A 17,017-nucleotide genomic window follows, 5' to 3' on the forward strand; every position below is an offset into this window, starting at 1 on the left:
CGATCTCTCAGGAGGCGCGCGCACAAGACCGTTGACATAGATCAAGGGTCGTCACCGGCTGCCGATCATGCTGCGCGCGATCGCGCAGGCAACAGAGCCTGTCGCTTTCATTCCAACAGCTTGCATCGCCCCGGGGAGTGTCAAAATGGCCGATCTTCTGACCTTAAAGAAATTCGAGGCGTTGAGCCCCTTCGAGATCAAGGACGAGCTGATCAATCTCGCGAAGACCAATTCGAAGCGGAGCCAGATGCCCTTCCTGAACGCCGGGCGAGGCAATCCGAACTGGGTCGCCACGACGCCGCGCGAAGGCTTTTTCCTGCTGGGACAGTTCGCCATCACCGAGAGCAAGCGGGTGATGGAACACCCGGCGGGCATCGGCGGCATGCCGCAGGCAAAGGGTATTGCCGGACGGTTCGAGGCCTGGCTCAAACAGCACAAGGACATGCCCGGCGCCGGTTTCCTGACCGAGATGCTGCCCTTTACGGTGCAGAAATTCGGCTTCGAGCCCGACGCCTTCGTCCACGAACTGGTCGATTCGATCATCGGCGACAATTACCCGGTGCCGGACCGCATGCTGGTTCACAACGAGAAGATCGTGCACGAATATCTGATGTGGGCGGTCTGCGGCGAGCCGCGGCCGGCCGGGAAGTTCGACATCTATGCGGTCGAGGGCGGCACGGCGGCGATGTGTTACCTGTTCAAGTCGCTGAAGGCCAATCGGCTGCTGGTGCCCGGCGATACGATTGCGTTGGCAACACCGATCTTCACGCCCTACATCGAGATGACACACCTTGAAGACTATGACCTGAAGGTCGTTCAGATCAAAGCTCCGCAGGAAAACAAATTCCAGTTCACCGACGAGGAAATCAGGAAGCTGGAGGATCCGAAGGTCAAGGCCTTCTTCGTCGTGAATCCATCCAATCCTCCGGGGATGGCGCTCAGCAAGGAGACCGTTGCCAAGTTGGCCAATCTGGTCAGGACCAAGCGTCCCGACCTGATGATCCTCACCGACGACGTCTACGGCACCTTCGTGCATAACTTCCGTTCGCTGCTCGGCGAGCTGCCGCACAACACCATCGGCGTCTACTCCTATTCGAAATATTTCGGCTGCACGGGATGGCGGCTCGGGGCCATCGCCATCCACGAGGACAACATCTTCGACAAGAAGATCGCCAATCTTCCGGACGAGGCCGTGAAGGCGCTGGACAAACGCTACGGGCCGCTCACGCTCGAACCGCGCAAGCTCAAGCTGATCGACCGCATCGTCGCCGACAGCCGCGACGTGGCGCTCAATCACACCGCCGGATTGTCGTTGCCGCAGCAGGTGATGATGAGCCTGTTCTCGCTCGCCGAGATGATGGACGTGAAGAAGGCCTATCAGGCCGCCTGCATGGAGATCGTCAACAAGCGCCTGTGGTCGCTGCTCGACGGCCTCGGACTGGCCGACAAGCTGACCCCGAATCCGAACTATGATGCCTACTACGCCCTGATCGATTTCGAGTTCTGGGCCCGCAAGAACATCGGCGACGATGCCGTCGAACACCTGAAGAGGAATGTCCACCCGCTGGACCTCGCATTCAGGCTGGCCGAAGCCCACGGGATCGTGCTGTTGAACGGAGGCGGCTTCGACGCACCCGAATGGTCGCTTCGCGTGTCGCTCGCGAACCTGCCCGATGATGTCTACGACGACATCGGACGCGGCGTCCGGACCATCGCCAGGGGCTATCGAGACACCTACGAGGCGGCGAAGGGCGCAGCCGCGAAGCGCTGAGAGCGATGCCGCGCGCCGGAAGCCTGATCAAGTAGCGCTGAAGCCAAAGAAAAGCCCCGGCGACCGTGCCGCCGGGGCTTTTGCATATTTTCAGGGAGATCAGTATCTCGCCACGACTGGCCCGCCGAACCGATAGTTCAGGCGTATCGTCAGCAGATCCACGTCCTGTCCGATCCGGTTGGCAGCACCGGCCACGATGGGATTGACCACCGAGAACGTGTTGTTCGCATCACCCATGAAAAGACGGTCATACTCGAGCCCGACCGACCAGTTCGGGGTGAAGCCATATTCGAAGCCCACGCCGACCGTGCCGCCCCAACGGGTCGACGTCGCCGACGCCACCCCGATTCCCCCGACCGTGGTCCAGATGTCGTAGCGATTGCTGGTGACCGCTGCACCGCCCTTCACATAGAACAGCGCGGCATCCCAGGCCCAGCCAAGCTGGCCGGTGAAAAGGCCGAGTCCGTCGGTCTTCGTGGTCGTCGAGAACCTCGGATCAACCAGGCTGAGGCGCGAACTCTTCAAATCCGCCCAATCGCCCTGTCCTTCCAGACCGAACACGAACTGGCCCGTCTGCCAGCGATAACCGAGCTGGCCGCCGACAACTCCACCTGAGCGCGAGCTGCACCCGTCGGCCACAACACCACCGACGGCAGGGATGAAGTCCCAGCAGGTGCGGCTCTCGCCCCAGCCGCCATTGGCACCGATATAGAAGCCGGTCCAATTGTAGACTGGCGGAGGCAGCGGCACAGGCGCCGCCTTAACGGCCATGTCGGCTGACAACGCCGGCGTGGCCATGCCCAAAATCACAGCGGCGGAAAGCAAAAATCTCTTCATGGAATGATCTCCGGATCTCTTCGCATCAATCGAGAACAGCAGTCATTGCGGTCGTTCAGTGATCGAAGCGTAGATGCGAGTTACGAAAAAGCGCGTGCCATAATGGCAACACTCAAGGGCAATCAAACGCCGCGTGTCTAATTGATGCTTGCAGCCCTTGGTTAAGCGCAGCGCTTGTGCCGCCAATGCCCGGACACGGGTCGCCAGATCGGCTCACGGTTCGACGAGCCAATCGGCAATGCGCTGCGAAGGAATCAATTGCTTTGGGAGATACGGATTGAGCGTGCCGGCGAACACGACCAACCCTTCGTCGAGTTTCGACCGAGCGAACTCCTTTGCCTCCGCTTCGGTGGCAAATGTTCTGGTCTCGCGAGGGCTGCGCGTCCTTTGATGCAGCAGACCGCGCTGGCGGATTTCGAAAGTCACATACCAGATCGCCGACACGGCAACACCGAAGGGAATGGACAGCCAAGCTGTCACAACATCTGGCCGCCGGTCGCACCTTGATCTTGGTCAACCCAATGCCGCCCGTAGAAATACGGATGCTGCTGTTCTGCTTATGCGATCGATCCAGGCCAACGCTCAGTCGCGGCACAAGATGATATCAGTGGCCGGAACGGCTAGCCGCCTTCCCGCTCACTGACAGACAAGCACCGGAGTCTTTGCTTGCGTCAGCACCTTGTTGGTCACGCTGCCGATGAGAAGCATGGAGAGCCCGCTGCGTCCGTGCGATGACATGACAATGAGGTCGCAGCCTTTGTCCTTGGCTGCTGCGATGATGGCTTGATCGGGTCGCCCGCTCTCCACCAGACTTGTCTCGCAGGCAGCGCCGGCCTCTTTTGCCGCGCGTGCGGCGCGATCCAGCGCGCCCGCGGCTTCTTCCTTGCGAATCTCGGAGTATCTCGCGAGCAATTCACGGTACTGCCCTCCTATCTCCGAGAGCGGTTCCACAACGAAGATGACCGATGCTTTGGCGCCGAGGGATTTTGCCAGCGCCAGCCCATGCCTGAGCCCATGCTCCGCCAGCTCCGAGCCGTCTGTTGGAATGAGAATGTGCCGGTACATGCCTTCACCTCCCGATCAACTGGATGATATCGCAGCCTGAACGCAGGCTGGGCCTTGGTTTCGGATCTGGTCTTGAGATAGATCAATCTGTCGCCCGCCGCGGCGCGCGCACGGATGTCTTCGATTGCTCCCAAGCCGGAACAACTCGTTCGCCAAATCACGCATGTTTGGTGAAGCGCTTGATCTAGATCATGGCCGGCAGGAGCCTTCGGCACGAAATCCCGATGGTGGCAGCTCGACCGCTTTGCCTTTGGGGGCCATGGCGCGAGGGGCGCGGGCCATCTGCGATTCTCGCATCACAATAGGCGCAGGCAGATGTGGGTGCTGATGTACGTATTTTCCTATTCGGTCAATCCGGCCGCCACGAGCGACAAGGCTGAATGGCGGCTGCTCCCCAATGTGGTGTTCCAGGAGTTCACAAGTGAGGAGCGATGCCGCACGGCCAAGTCCATGCTCGAGGGCAGCCTGAAGGAGGCGGGAGCCAGACTAAGGAGCGGCCTGGAAGATCTGAAAACCATCGGCAAGGCCGACCCGGCGCAGATCATCATTGCCTACAATGTGGAATGTCTTCCGAAGTAGATTCGGCAATTGAAGCAAGCGGAGCCCGAGTTCACCTCAGCGAAATCGTAAGTCCGCCCAGATTGGCGGCAAATTCCAATCCTGCTTTCGGTCCCTTGAGCACCAGCACCACGCCATGTTCATTTCGCAGGCTTACCCCGCCAGCGCCGGCGGCCCATGCACCGCCTGCTCCGACCAGCGCGTAGCTGCCCGCGAAATCGTTGACCTCCCGGATGCCCGAGGCAGTCCCCTCCAGCCAGCTCACCGAGGTGCCGGCCGATACGCCGAGACTGAAGCCTGACGCGATGAAGGGATAGTGGCGGCCGCGGTAGATCAGCGTGCCGGTCCCGCCGCCACCACCCACGATGAGGGCCGCCTTCACGAACTTGACCTGGACGTGGCCAGTCGCTTGCGCAAAGCATGGCGCGACCAACAGAACCAGCGCGACAAGCGCCAATATGACGGAACGGATCGTGCCTCGCATCACTGCAGCCCCTCTTTGCTCAGGGATTCGCTGGATCCACTTTCTTCCAGGTTTGATCCGGATCGAAAACGATCATGCGCTTGGCGAGGAAATCGGTGCGTGAGCCGAGATCCTTCTGATAGACAGTGCCTGCGTGGTTGACCAGGAAGGTCATGACGCCGGAATTGCCGTACTCGGCGGGCCAGGCGACCAGCGCAAAGCCACCGATCATCTTGCCCTTCACGACATAGTTCAACGCGCCGCCCGGGGCGTCGGAGCCTTGTGCCTTGAGGATGCGATAGTAGTATCCGTGGTACGGCTCGGCCTGCTCGCCGACCTTGTAGCCTTCTGCCGCGGCCTGGGCCGCCAATTCACCGAGCGGACTCGGATCCTTGTCGTCACGCCAGAACAATCCGTCGGTCTTGCCCGGCCTGCTGACGATGCGCTGGGCATAGGCGCCCACGCCCTCGCCGCGATCCTTCCCGGCGTACTCGTTCTGGGCGTCGACATAGGCAAGACAGGTCTGGATGGCGGCCAGTTCGTTGCGGCCGATCCGGCGGTAGAGGATTTCGCGGCGTCCCGCGGATGCGTCGAAGCTCCAGCCGTCGGCGTTATTGACGAGTGGGATCGGGAACGGAAAATCGTCCGTCCCCAGGATCAGGATGGCCTTCTTGTTGCCGTCGGCCTTGATCGAATGCCTGGCGTCGTAGGCAGAAAGGAAGGTCTGTCGCGCATTGGCGTCGGCGACATCGTCGCCGGACTCGATGATGTCGGTAGCGTCGCGCCCGAGCACCTTCAGCATGGCCCGGCTCGTGCCGGTCTTGACGGCAGTTGCCAGAGCCGACGCCGCGTCTTCAGGGTTGGGGAACCCCTGCTGGGCACGAGCCGGCGACAGCAGCATGGCGAGCGCCGTTGCTGCAGCCACGCTGATGGAAGCAATACGATTCAATCGCGAAAAGCCTGTCATCGTGATGCCTCCGACGGAGATGGAATCCTTGCGCCGGCGGCAAGCCAATCGTGATAGCTGCGGAACTTGATCCCGAGCTTGTCGTAATAGACCCTGAGATAGCCGTCGGCGCCGCGCATCACCGCCGCCGGCATGACCTGCTCGACCTCTTGCGCCATCACGCCGACATAGGCCTTGCTGCTGCCGAGGTAGCTGAAGCGGTAGTAGCCGAGGCCGTTGGCGAGATACCCGAGCAGCTCGATATCGTGCTTGAGCGCAATGTCGGAACGTCGGCCACCACCGCCGCCGCCACGGAAGCCACCACCTCCGCCACCGCCGCGGAAACCACCGCCACCTCCGCCGCCGAAGCCGCCGCCACCACGGCCGGCGAAACTTGCGCCGCCGCCGCGCGGCATGCTGGCCATACTCGATCGCCCGCGCGCCGATGCCGCCGCAGCTGCCCGTCCGGACGACACGTTCATCGCGCCGCCGCGATTGCCGCCGCCACGATTCGCCGCAGCTGCGCGGTTACCGGCACTGCCGCGGTTGGCGGCCTTGGCGCGATCACCACCGCCCTTGGCCTTGTTGCCGGCACCCGCGCGATCGCCGCCCTTGGCGCGATCGCCCGCACCGGCACGGTCGCCACCTCTGCCACGATCACCGGCGCGGTCGCCTCCACGATCCCCGGCGCGATCACCTGCACGGTCTCCAGCGCGATCGCCGCGGTCTCCTGCCCGGTCACCTGCGCGATCTGCCTGGCGATCGCCGCCGGGGTTGAGGACCTGCTGACCGTCGCGGCCGCGATAATTCATCCGGTCGCTGACACCGGCCCGGTTGTTGTTGCCGCCGAAGCGCTGCTGCACATTGCTGTTGTTGTAGCGAACGCCCTGGCGATGCGCCGAATTGTGCTGCCAGCCATTTGCGATGTTGGTGGTCCGGTGATTGACATAGACGTTGCGATTGCCCCAGTTGCAACCGCCGCCCCAGTAATTGCCCCAGCGTCCGATCGCCCATCCGGCGCCGAAGGCGAGCCCAGCCGCGATCACACCGGCACCGATATAGGACGGGTAACCGAAATAATACGGCGGGTATTCAGCATAGGGCCAACTGCCATACACCGTGGCGGGATCGTAATAGGGCACATAGACCGTGTCGGGATCGGTCTGCTCGATGACGATGACCTGCTTGTTCTCCTGGGTCTGGACGCTGACCTTCTGCTGCTTGGTCGTCACCAGCTTGTTGTTGGCCTGCGCCTTGCTGCGCAGCCGCTGGATCGCATCCATGACATCGGCCTGCTGGGCCAGCACGGCATCGCCCAGGTTCTTCGTCCAATCGATCTTGTCGCTCATCATCGCGAGCACGTCGGCGGTGCTCGCGAGTGCCTTGACGCTGTCATCCCAGGCCTGCTTGTCGACCTCGGTCTTCAACGCGTCTCCTTTCAGGCTCTTGCGCTCCTTCAACCACCGATCGGCCTGCACCACTTCGAGCGGATAGGTCGATGCCGCCAGCACGTTGGCCAGCAGCGAGTCCGGATAGAGCGCGATCGGCGCCACCAGCGCTTCCAGCTGTTCGGGCTTCAGCAACTGATCGGCCGGTTGTGTCGCCGCCGCGGCCGGCTGATTGGCCTGAACGGGCTGACTGGTTTGGGCTGGCGGTTTGTCAGCCGTCTGCGCGAATGCGGCGACTGATGTCATCGACACCAGCACAACCGCGAGCAGCGTGTTGCCCCAACGGACCATCGCGACCTCCATCGACACCAGCGGTCGACAGCATCGGCCACGGCCATGCCCCCTCTTTGATCGAGATCAAGGAAAATGTCCGTCCGCTCAGCTTCCGATCTGGCCCGGCTGCTGCGACGCAAGATGGATGCGGCGATCATGGATCAGGTTCTCGAGCCGATGAGCGGCGACGTTGACTGCCGTCACCGCGCGCTCGGCCTTGTCGTCCGCGACCGGCTGCTCGCGCTGTGTACGCAGCAGCTGGTCGATTTCGTGCTCGATCTCTTCCAGTTCCGCCTCATGCCCGGCCGCCCGAATGCGAGGCCCCAGCGCATAGAGTGTATCGAGCGCCTCCTTGCGGCTCGGTACCTCAATCGGCCGGAGGAATTTCCACGCCGCCGCGAGCACAGACGCAAGGGCGCCTGCGATCATCGGCGCCAAGAAGATCGCATTGCCCCATTGGTCGAGAAAACTCTCCCTGGTTCCCTCATAGACCGCCGCCGCCCCGGGATGCACGGGGAGGTAGGCGCCTGCATCGGTATCGGGCGTTGCGATCTGTGAGAGCGCCGGCAGTTCGGCAAGCAAACCCCGTCGCGCATTCATGATCGACTGCGTCAGGTCGCCGATCAGATCATTACCGAGCTTCTTCTGCGCCACCAGATAGAACGACGTCTGCAGCGTGGTCAGGTCGTCAGAAGGAATCGGCGGCGAGCCGCGCAAGGTTCCCTTCGGCACGTCGAAGCTTTCATAAGCGCGCTCCTTCCCAGCGATCGCGCCGGCGGACTCGATGGCGATCATCACCGGGCCGGCTCGCGCAGTGTGCGGGAAGACATTGCGCAGCAGCGCAAGATATTTCTCGGTCAGGGGTATCACAAGCAGGATCGCCCGCACCTCCTTGGTCTCGAGCGCCCGGCGCGCGTCCGCGGGGGCCAGCGGCTTGAACGTCACGCCCGCGCGCGTCAGGTCGTACTCGTCGGTCAGCACCTTGATCAGCTTCTGATTGGCCTCGGCGCCGATCACGCCGATCGTGGCGCGCTTCAGCTCCGCCACATCGGATATCGCAGCGCCAGGCGGCGCGATCATCAGCACAGTGGCGTGCGCCAACACGATGACGGCCTGGGCCTGCGAGAGATCACCGACGTCGCCGCGGACGACGGCGAGGTCGACCTTTCCGGACGCGAAGGCTGTGGCGGACTCGAGCGGTCCCGGGGTCTGGACCAGGTTGAGGCGAACCGGCGCTTTCGACTGTGCGAACTTAGCGGCGATCGCCGACACTAGCCTGCCGGCTTCGCCATCCAGCGACCCCACCGCGATCGTCAAGGTGGTTGGCCGCTCATACCAGCGGTAGCCCAACAGGCCGGCGCCGCCTGCCAAAAGGACAAGCCCAACCACAAGGGCGATGCGCAATGACCTCGGCAACCTGCTCGGATCCACGTCGCGTCACCCAATCGGTTCGGCGTCAGCCAACAACGGTCTTGCAGACCTGAGCCGCTGCGGGAGCCAGAGGCTAGATCTTGCACCGATGATAGTTGACCTCCATCCCCTCGATGCCCGGGAACTGGCGCGTAATCGTATCGTCGTCGACAGCCTTCAGGAAGAACTGGACATTCGATACCATGATTCCAGACGCACAACCGACGATGATGTTGATATTCTGGCCGTCGTCTTTGCGCGATTTGATCTTGCAGTTCTCGAACTTGCCCCGCAGGCGATCCGGCTCGGCAATGAATCCTCCGCCATAGACGCCAGAGAAATTCGAGAAGGTCAGCTGGTTCGCCCTCCCCTTGTGCGCGAACACCTTGCGGCACTGCTCCGCACTTGTCGCCCAGGCGCCCGTGAGGTCGAAGGCGGCGGCGAAATCCGGTAATGCGACGACCAGGCTTGCGGCCAGGATCGCACCATGTCTCCAGCCCGAACTCATTCAAACCTCCTCTGCGGCAGATACGACCTGTCAGTGTCCGCTCAGAACCAGCGTCTTGATCGGCAGCAGCAACGCCTGGATGCGAAGCAGCAGCGCGTGGACCAGCCCCACGGTATCGATCGCATGGAGCACGAACGCCTGCCCGACGCCGGTCTCCTTTGCCGAGATCACCTCGTGATTGCTGGTGTAGGCGTTGACGATGCAGCTGCTGCCCGCGGTGACGCCCTCGAGGCCGCCCTTGTACAGGGGCTCGAGAAACACCAGGATGGTGCCGGGCCGGGCGATGTTCTGGGCTTCGATCAACTGTTCGCCGCCGCGAAACTGCCCGGCCGCGATGTAGTCCTGCACCGATGTGATCACCATCGGGATGATCACCCACGGTTTTGAGACGCAGGTCGCCTCGGCGACCATGCCCTCCTTCAGAACCTGCGCCTCGATCTGGCCGAAGCCAGCCTGGAGTGACGTCTGTCCTGCCCGATCCGGAATCAGGATGCCGGCCGGGCGCATCAGCGGATTGACAACGTCGCCGGCGCGAAGAAAGAACTGCTCGACGCGGCCGTCGACGCCGGCACGGACCACGGTCTTGTCGAGATCGACCTGCGCCTGTGCCAGCGCCGCCTCCGCGCTTGCCTTCTCGGCCGGCAACAGCGTCGACACCCGCAGCGTTGCCGACTGCTTGACGGCGGTGGCGGCATCGATGCCGGCTTGTCTCTGATTGACCAGCACCTGGAGCTTCTCGATATCACGCTGCGGAACGATGCCGGGATTGCGGCGTTGCAGCTCACTCTTCACGTTGAGTTCATCCTCGGCCTGCTGATGCGCGCTTTTCGCTTCCTGGACCTGCGCCTCCGCCTTCACCACATCGGCCTCAGCCGCCACCAACGAAGCATCGACTTCGGCGACCTTGCGCTTTGCGGTGTCGAGGGCCGCAACCTGCTTCGAGCTGTCGAGCCGGAAGATCACCTCACCCTTCTTCACCGGTTCACTGAAACCGATATTGACCTCCGCAACCCGCCCCGAGCCTTCGGGCAGGATTGGAATGGTCCGGTAAAACAGCGCGGCGCTGGTGGTTGACGGATGATAATAGAAGATCGTCGTGATCAACGCGACCGTCAACATGAGGCAGCCGGTGATGCCCCAGCGCAACTCGTACCAGACCGAATAGAACGTGATCTCCTTGCCGAACCGTTTGCCCTGAACATAGCGGCGATAGAGGTAGTCGGGCACGAGAGTGAACAGCGAGCACAGGATGAGCTCAAGCATGGCCCTGCACCTCCTGCTTGGCGGCGTCCGATACGTTCCGATCCGGCTCGCCTGCGGTCGACTGATGCGGCGCCTCACCGCTGTTTCCCGTAGAACTAGCGCCTGCATCCGACGCATCGGCGATTTTCTCCACAGACCCTGCGATGCTGCGCAATGGCGTGCCGAAATCGGGAATGTCGATCAGCGCGAGCAGGAGGCCCGCGACCCAGAAGGCATGGATATGCGTGAACAGCGAGATCAGGCCCAGGATAGCCACGATCTCGAACTGCAGCTTCTCCGATTTGTGCGCCATGCGCTCGGGCAGGCTGTGCAGCCGCCAATAGAGAACGCCAACGTAAAACACCGTCGCGACCAGGAATATTCCCATCGCCACCATCCACACGTCCGTCCCGCTGGGAGGCGCGAGATAGAATGGCAGATGGTGCGGAGCCAGCGGATGCATCTGTTCGCTCAAGCCAAGTCTCCCAAGCCAGGTGTCCCGGTCGCGATCGAACCGCATGGGATTCTGGGCCGACACTGCGTGCCCACCCATCGCGACGGCTTGACTTGGATCAAGGAAGCCCGACGGCTCGCTCCTACCCTTCGAGGGGCAAGGTGGATGATCGGGCCTTAGGAGTCCCCAGCCATGCGAGACAAAATCGATGACCTGATCCCGAACGCGCACGAGATCCAGAAGCAGGCCGCGTCCAAGGAAGCCGAAAAGGCCGAGGAGCACGCCAAGCGCGCAGCCGCCATCGAAGCCGAGAAGCTCGCCTTGATCGAGCGGCTGAGCAAGCCCTCCGGGCTCAGCGAGGACGAGAAGGTCAAGCTGGCATCGACGGTGATTCAGCGCGCGGTACGCAACGGCCTCAGCGAAGTGCAGGTCTATCGTTTCCCGAACTCGCTGTGCACCGACAAGGGGCGGGCCATCAATCAGATGGAGGCCGGCTGGGAGAAGACGCTGACAGGAATCCCCAAGGAAATCTACCAGCTCTGGGCGGACTACCTGCAGCCGCGCGGCTACCGCATCCGCTACCAGGTCGTCGATTACCCCGGCGGCATGCCTGGCGACATCGGCATCGTCATTGCCTGGGGCGACTAGCTCAAACGATGGACGGGATATCCATGGCGAAGTCCGCTGAGAAGATGAAGCGCAAGGACTATGAAGAGGAGCTGCAGAAGCTCCAGGTCCAGCTCTGCCGTCTGCAGGATTGGGTGCAGGCGAACAAGCTCAGGGTCATCATCCTGTTCGAGGGACGCGACGCCGCCGGCAAGGGCGGAACGATCAAGGCCCTCACCGAGAAGGTGAGCCCGCGCGTGTTTCGTGTGGTCGCCCTGCCCGCGCCGTCCGATCGCGAGAAGTCCCAGCTCTTCATCCAGCGTTACATGCAGCATTTTCCGGCCGGCGGGGAAATCGTGATCTTCGATCGCAGCTGGTACAACCGCGCCGGCGTCGAATATGTGATGGGGTTCTGTACGCCCGCCGAGCACAAGCGCTTCCTCTCGCTCTGCCCGCAGATGGAGCAATACATCATCGAGGGCGGCATCATCCTGATCAAGTTGTGGCTCGAGGTCGGGATGGAGGAGCAGGAGCGGCGTTTCAGGGCGCGGATCGACGATCCGCTGCGGCAGTGGAAGCTGAGCCCGATGGACACGGAATCCTTCCGGCGCTGGTACGATTATTCCCGCGCGCGCGACCTGATGTTCAAGGCGACGAGCTCGAAGCACGCGCCATGGAACGTGATCCGCTCCGACGACAAGCGGCGGGCGCGGCTGAACTGCATCTCATTCCTGCTCAAGACGATTCCCCACGGACGGGTCAAGCGCGACAAGGTCAAGCTGCCCAGGCGCTCCAGCAAGGGCCGCTACAACGATCAGGCCGGTCTGCGCGGGATGAAGTTTGTCGAGGAACGCTACTGAAAGGCCAGGCCGCGCCGGGCGCGGCCTGGGTCCTTCGGACCTATTTCAGGCGGATCGAAACGCCGCCCACGGCGGCCGAGACCTCGGCGCCGACCTTCGGGCCGCTGAGCTGCAGGATCACGCCGTTAGCGTTCTGCAGTTGCACCCCTCCGGCGCCCGCTGCAATTGCTCCGCCGGCGCCTGCGACGCTGTAGGAGCCTTCGATCGAGGCGGGTCCCCTGAGGTTGATGGCGCGCCCGACAAGCTTGGTGGTCGAGGCCCCGATCGTGAAGCCGACGCTCATGCCCGACACCGTGAACGGATAGTGCTTGCCGCGCAGGGTCAAGACGCCCTCGCCGCCTCCGACACCAACGATGAATCCACCCTTGGTGAAGATGACGGCGACGGAGCCGGTTTCAGCCAGCGACGGCGCGCTGAAGCCAGCCAGGCCGATCGCCAGTGCAGCAAGAGCTCCGATCAAACTCGCTTTCCTCATGTTTTCCCTCCAGGGACCTGTTGTATTGACACTCTATGATGCAGCCTTGAGCTTCGGTGCTGCCGCCTTCGGCTTGCCCATCCTGGCCAAAGCCTCGGTCCTCACGAGCTTCAGGCCTTCGGCCGCGTCGTAGCCGTGGATCTCCTTCACATCCAGCTTGCGCATGAAGTCGATGGTTTCCTGCGTGATGACCTGGCCGGGCACCATGATCGGGAAGCCGGGCGGGTAAGGGATCACGAAGTTCGCGGAGACGAGATCGGGACCGCTCTTCAGACGCCGGTCGATCTCGGGATCGTTCAGGCGAATGTATTGGCAGCCCGCGGCATCATAGGCCGAGTAGAACCCGCCGCGGATGTCGCCCTCGTTCGTCTTCGTACCTGCATCGCCGCGATAGGCGGCGTGGAAATGCGAGAAGTTCGGCAGGTCGGGCACATCCTTCATCAGGCTGTTGACCCGCATGTCGAAATCGACCCTGGCGGTCGCTCCGCCCTTGGCGAGCCCACGATCGATCTCACCGGCAATTTCAGCCAGCACCCGGACGAGATGCGCAACATCGCTCCGTGTGTTGTTGATGTTGGACTGGATCAAGACCGAGTTGCGCGAGGTCTTGTTGACCTGGATGTTGTAGCGGCTGGCAAGCAGACCCTTGAACGACGTCCCGTCGTAGCCGGCCGTGCCGCAGACCAGCGTCATGCGGGTCGGATCGAGGCAGAACTCGTCGTCGTTCAGGCTCTTCAGCGCACTCGCCCAGTTGGTGCCGGCCGCGAGATAATCGGTGAAGCCGCTCTGGCGGTATTCCCTTGGCACCATGGCGTCGGCGCCGAGCACGCGGAAGTACCTGGAAATCAGCGGATTGGTGTTGACCGCATTGCGGATCGCGAACGCGATCTCCATGGCATTGGCTACCAGTCCGTAGCCTTCGAGCTCCATCTGCCGGCGCGAGACGTCGAGGCTCGCGATCAATTGCTGGTTCGGGCTGGTCGATGCGTGGGTGAAGACGGCCTCCTTGAATTGCGCTTCGACGGTGTGGAATTCGATGTCCTTGACCGCCAGCATCGAGCCCTGCCGGATCGCCGACATCGACTTGTGGGTCGAGTTGGTCTGATAGACCCGCAACCGGATCTGGCGCGGATCGGGAATCAGCCTGGTCTTGAGCAGCACCTCGTCCGAGGGGTTCTTGCCGAGCTCGGCCTGCTGCTTCTCGTAAGCGGCAACCGATTTGGGATCGCGCATCCAGGCTTCGATCTCGTTGGCCGCGCCCATCGCGGTTCGCCGCCGCAGGAACGGCGAGAACCGCGCGAAGCCGAACCAGGCCTCGTCCCAGAGGAAGATCAGGTCAGGCTTGATCGCAAGGCATTCCTCCATCACCCGCCGCGTATTGTAGATGTGGCCGTCGAAGGTGCAGTTGGTCAGGTCGATCATCTTGACCCGGTCGAGCCGGCCATCCGCCTTGGCGTTCAGCAGCGCTTGCTTGATCGTCTTCAGCGGTACCGCGCCGTACATCGAATATTCCGTCATCGGGAATGCCTCGACGTAGAGCGGCTGCGCGCCGGCCAGCACCATGCCGTAGTGGTGCGACTTGTGGCAGTTGCGATCGACGATCGCGATGTCGCCGGGGCCGAGCAGCGCCTGCACCGCCATCTTGTTCGATGTCGAGGTGCCGTTGGTCACGAAGTAGACGCGATCGGCGCCCAGCGCACGCGCGGCCTTCTCTTGCGCCTTCTTGATGTTGCCGGTCGGCTCCAGCATGCTGTCGAGGCCGCCGGTCGTGGCGCTGCTCTCGGCAAGGAACAGGTTCAGCCCGTAGAATTCGCCCATGTCGCGGATCCAGTCCGACTTGAACACGGACTTGCCGCGCGCGATCGGCAGCGCGTGGAAGGTGCCGATCGGCCGCTGCGCGTATTTCTTCAGATTGTCGAAGAACGGCGTGTCGAAGCGATCCTGCACGCCCTCCAGAATTGAAAGGTGCAGCTCGAGGATATCCTCGACCGAGTAGAATACCCGGCGCACCACGTCGGCCTCGGGGTTGCCGGCCAGTTCCTCAACGTCGCGATTGGACATGAGGTAGAGGTCAAGCTCCGGACGGATCCGCTTCAGAATGTGGGCCAGCCGCAGCGCAGACGCATCTGATTCATCGCCGAGCCCCATGGCACCTGTCATGGCGCGAAGCACGGGCGCATCGTGGCGCGAGCGCAAGCCAAATCCTTCGTTGATCACAACCGCCGCGATGTTGGGGTTGAGCATTGCCGCACAGAAGGCATCCTCGAGGCTGCCCACCACCACCGGCTCATAGATGAAGGCGTCGACCGGACGCCGCAGCTTGCGCCATTCGGCCAGCAGTCCCGGCCAGTTGCCGGCCGGCACCCCGGTCACGATCAGGGTCTCGAAATAGGGTCGGCGCGCCGCCGATTGTCCGAGCGTCGGCGGCAGCAGGTCGGGAACGTCGCCGCTGGCCTCATCCTGCGTGCTCCAGTCACCGGCATACTGGCGGAAGGATTTTGTCTGAAGCGCCTGCGCGATGCGCGCCGCAAGCATCTGCGAGGTAGCGGCATCGCCCGCCGCCGCGGCTTCCTTCAGCGCGGCCATCAAACGCAGGCCCGGGTAGCCGTGAAACTCCTCGGTGACCGAAAGCGCCGACAACGCCGCGTCGTACGGCGCGCGGTCGCCGCCTTTGCTCCACACCTTGGCCGCCTCGACCAGATCGCGCCAATTGTCCGCCCGTCCACCGGGTCCCGAGAAGAACTGATCGATGCGTTGCTGTGCCGGCTTCGCCTCGTTTGCCATCACTATCTCCCGATCTTGGCGCTGGTGCTGCCTGATCGTAAGAACCGTGCCCAGCGCCCCCTTTGATCCAAGTCAAGCCGCAACGGGATTGAGACGGACCGTGCGCGAGCGCGTGATCGCGACGTCTTGCGACGCAACAAGGCCGCAATATCGGGAAACCGCTGTATCGCCGCGCGCTAAGTGTTTGCCTGTGGCGTTCTGTTGCTCAGCACGCTGTCAGGCGTGCGCATCCAAGCTATCTTCCCTGGATTGACATCAAGCCCGCCGCACGACGCCGCAATGAATCCATGCGGTCGCGCCGGCGTCACCGATGCTCGTTGATTCAGATCAAGGCCGCACAGCCGGCAGCGTGCCTTTCATCTTGCCCGGCTCGATTGTCGTGACCCGCATATTTGCCGGATGACCGCTGGAGCGCGTGGCATGCGTCAGCACCGCTTACGGACCCTCGCCATCGGCGCACTGCTGTTGCTTGGCCTGATAGCCCCTGCTCGCGCCGATGACCAAGATCCACCCCGGCGCATCCAGGAAGAGATCTGGGCGTTGCCGACACCACTACCGATGTTCGCCTATCTGGTCCGTCCGCTCGGCGACGGCCCTTTCCCGCTGGCCATCATGAACCACGGCGTGTCGCTTAATGCCAGGGATCGCAGCTTCTTCCCGCTGGTCGAGTTTCGCGATGCCGCGATGTGGTTCGCACGGCGCGGCTATCTCGTGGTGGCGCCGGTCGGCACCGGCTATGGCGCGGCGGCGATCGATATACCCGAACGCGGACTGTATGGCCCGTTCTTCTCCAAGATAGGCAAATGCACCGATCCGAATTTTTTCGATGCCGGTCTCGCCGTGGCGCAGGTTGATCTGTGGATCATCGACTACATGACCGCCGAGAAGCGCATCGTACCGAAGGACGTCATCGTCGTTGGACAGTCGGCCGGCGGCTGGGCGGCGATCGCGCTGTCGAGCCTCAATCCGCCGCCGGTCAAGGCCATCATCACCTTCGCTGCAGGCCGCGGCGGCCGCGTCGACGGCAAGCCCAACCACAATTGCAACCCCGACAGACTGGTCGAGGCGACTGGCGCGCTTGGCCAAACGTCGCGGGTGCCGATGCTATGGCTCTACATCGAGAATGACACGTTCTTCGGCCCGGCCCTGTCGAAGCGAATGTACGAGGCCTTCACGGCCGCGGGCGGCCGTGCCGAGTATCATCTGTTGCCGCCGTTCGGCGACGAAGGGCACTTCCTGATCGGTTCTCCGGATTCCATTCCCATCTGGTCACCGTTGGTCGACCGATTTCTTCGTTCGATTCGCTAGCCAGGCCCG

Annotated in this window: 17 protein-coding genes; 5 read left to right on the forward strand and 12 right to left on the reverse strand. The window is 62.8% G+C overall.

Features of this window, described 5'->3' with window-relative positions:
• The first annotated feature begins 145 nt into the window (after positions 1-145).
• Positions 146-1,771, forward strand: a complete 1,626-nt coding sequence (gene aspD / locus FBZ93_RS31380; protein WP_146991296.1) for an aspartate 4-decarboxylase — start codon at positions 146-148, stop codon at positions 1,769-1,771.
• A gap of 99 nt (positions 1,772-1,870) precedes the next feature.
• On the opposite strand, the gene FBZ93_RS31385 is transcribed toward aspD, so the two are convergent.
• The 3 genes from FBZ93_RS31385 to FBZ93_RS31395 form a co-directional block, all read right to left on the reverse strand.
• On the reverse strand, positions 1,871-2,608 hold the full coding sequence (locus FBZ93_RS31385; protein WP_146991297.1) for an outer membrane protein: 738 nt from the start codon (positions 2,606-2,608) through the stop codon (positions 1,871-1,873).
• 213 nt (positions 2,609-2,821) lie between these two features.
• Positions 2,822-3,088 (reverse strand): hypothetical protein, encoded by a 267-nt coding sequence (locus FBZ93_RS31390; protein ID WP_433995459.1) that lies wholly within the window; start codon positions 3,086-3,088, stop codon positions 2,822-2,824.
• A gap of 156 nt (positions 3,089-3,244) precedes the next feature.
• A complete protein-coding gene (locus FBZ93_RS31395; protein ID WP_146991298.1) occupies positions 3,245-3,673 on the reverse strand; it encodes a universal stress protein in 429 nt (142 codons plus the stop codon).
• Between the two features lie 315 nt (positions 3,674-3,988).
• Here FBZ93_RS31395 and FBZ93_RS31400 point away from each other — a divergent pair, with 315 nt between their 5' ends.
• The gene (locus FBZ93_RS31400) at positions 3,989-4,252 is read left to right on the forward strand and encodes a hypothetical protein (RefSeq protein WP_146991299.1); all 264 of its coding nucleotides are present in this window, start codon (positions 3,989-3,991) and stop codon (positions 4,250-4,252) included.
• Positions 4,253-4,283: 31 nt separating this feature from the next.
• Here the strand turns inward: FBZ93_RS31400 and FBZ93_RS31405 are convergent, their stop codons facing one another.
• From FBZ93_RS31405 to FBZ93_RS31435, 7 genes are all read right to left on the reverse strand, one after another.
• Positions 4,284-4,715, reverse strand: a complete 432-nt coding sequence (locus FBZ93_RS31405) for a hypothetical protein (protein WP_246667719.1) — start codon at positions 4,713-4,715, stop codon at positions 4,284-4,286.
• Positions 4,716-4,734: 19 nt separating this feature from the next.
• A complete protein-coding gene (locus tag FBZ93_RS31410; protein WP_146991300.1) occupies positions 4,735-5,661 on the reverse strand; it encodes a DUF2950 domain-containing protein in 927 nt (308 codons plus the stop codon).
• Positions 5,658-7,379 (reverse strand): DUF3300 domain-containing protein, encoded by a 1,722-nt coding sequence (locus FBZ93_RS31415; protein ID WP_167529296.1) that lies wholly within the window; start codon positions 7,377-7,379, stop codon positions 5,658-5,660. The genes FBZ93_RS31410 and FBZ93_RS31415 overlap by 4 nt, the downstream gene beginning before the upstream one ends.
• 87 nt (positions 7,380-7,466) lie before the next feature.
• On the reverse strand, positions 7,467-8,777 hold the full coding sequence (locus FBZ93_RS31420; RefSeq protein WP_246667720.1) for a TAXI family TRAP transporter solute-binding subunit: 1,311 nt from the start codon (positions 8,775-8,777) through the stop codon (positions 7,467-7,469).
• A gap of 88 nt (positions 8,778-8,865) precedes the next feature.
• A complete protein-coding gene (locus FBZ93_RS31425) occupies positions 8,866-9,279 on the reverse strand; it encodes a hypothetical protein (protein WP_246667721.1) in 414 nt (137 codons plus the stop codon).
• A gap of 30 nt (positions 9,280-9,309) precedes the next feature.
• Positions 9,310-10,542, reverse strand: coding sequence for an HlyD family secretion protein (locus tag FBZ93_RS31430; protein WP_146991303.1), 1,233 nt, complete (start codon positions 10,540-10,542; stop codon positions 9,310-9,312).
• Entirely contained in the window at positions 10,535-10,996 is a 462-nt protein-coding gene (locus tag FBZ93_RS31435; protein ID WP_246667732.1) for a hypothetical protein, read from the reverse strand. The genes FBZ93_RS31430 and FBZ93_RS31435 overlap by 8 nt, the downstream gene beginning before the upstream one ends.
• Before the next feature lie 171 nt (positions 10,997-11,167).
• On the opposite strand from FBZ93_RS31435, the gene FBZ93_RS31440 reads away from it, so the two are divergent.
• Both FBZ93_RS31440 and ppk2 read left to right on the forward strand, forming a co-directional pair.
• Positions 11,168-11,623 carry a hypothetical protein gene (locus FBZ93_RS31440; protein ID WP_146991304.1) on the forward strand — a complete coding sequence of 152 codons (456 nt, stop codon included), beginning with the start codon at positions 11,168-11,170 and terminating at the stop codon, positions 11,621-11,623.
• 23 nt (positions 11,624-11,646) lie between these two features.
• Positions 11,647-12,441 (forward strand): polyphosphate kinase 2, encoded by a 795-nt coding sequence (ppk2, locus tag FBZ93_RS31445; protein ID WP_208764083.1) that lies wholly within the window; start codon positions 11,647-11,649, stop codon positions 12,439-12,441.
• Between the two features lie 40 nt (positions 12,442-12,481).
• On the opposite strand, the gene FBZ93_RS31450 is transcribed toward ppk2, so the two are convergent.
• Entirely contained in the window at positions 12,482-12,916 is a 435-nt protein-coding gene (locus tag FBZ93_RS31450; RefSeq protein WP_146991305.1) for a hypothetical protein, read from the reverse strand.
• 33 nt (positions 12,917-12,949) lie between these two features.
• On the reverse strand, positions 12,950-15,700 hold the full coding sequence (locus FBZ93_RS31455; RefSeq protein ID WP_146991306.1) for a decarboxylase: 2,751 nt from the start codon (positions 15,698-15,700) through the stop codon (positions 12,950-12,952).
• A gap of 420 nt (positions 15,701-16,120) precedes the next feature.
• Here FBZ93_RS31455 and FBZ93_RS31460 point away from each other — a divergent pair, with 420 nt between their 5' ends.
• Positions 16,121-17,008, forward strand: coding sequence for an alpha/beta hydrolase family protein (locus FBZ93_RS31460; RefSeq protein WP_146991307.1), 888 nt, complete (start codon positions 16,121-16,123; stop codon positions 17,006-17,008).
• Positions 17,009-17,017: the final 9 nt, after the last annotated feature.

The organism is Bradyrhizobium macuxiense (assembly GCF_007993935.1).
Classification (GTDB): Bacteria; Pseudomonadota; Alphaproteobacteria; order Rhizobiales; family Xanthobacteraceae; genus Bradyrhizobium; species Bradyrhizobium macuxiense_A.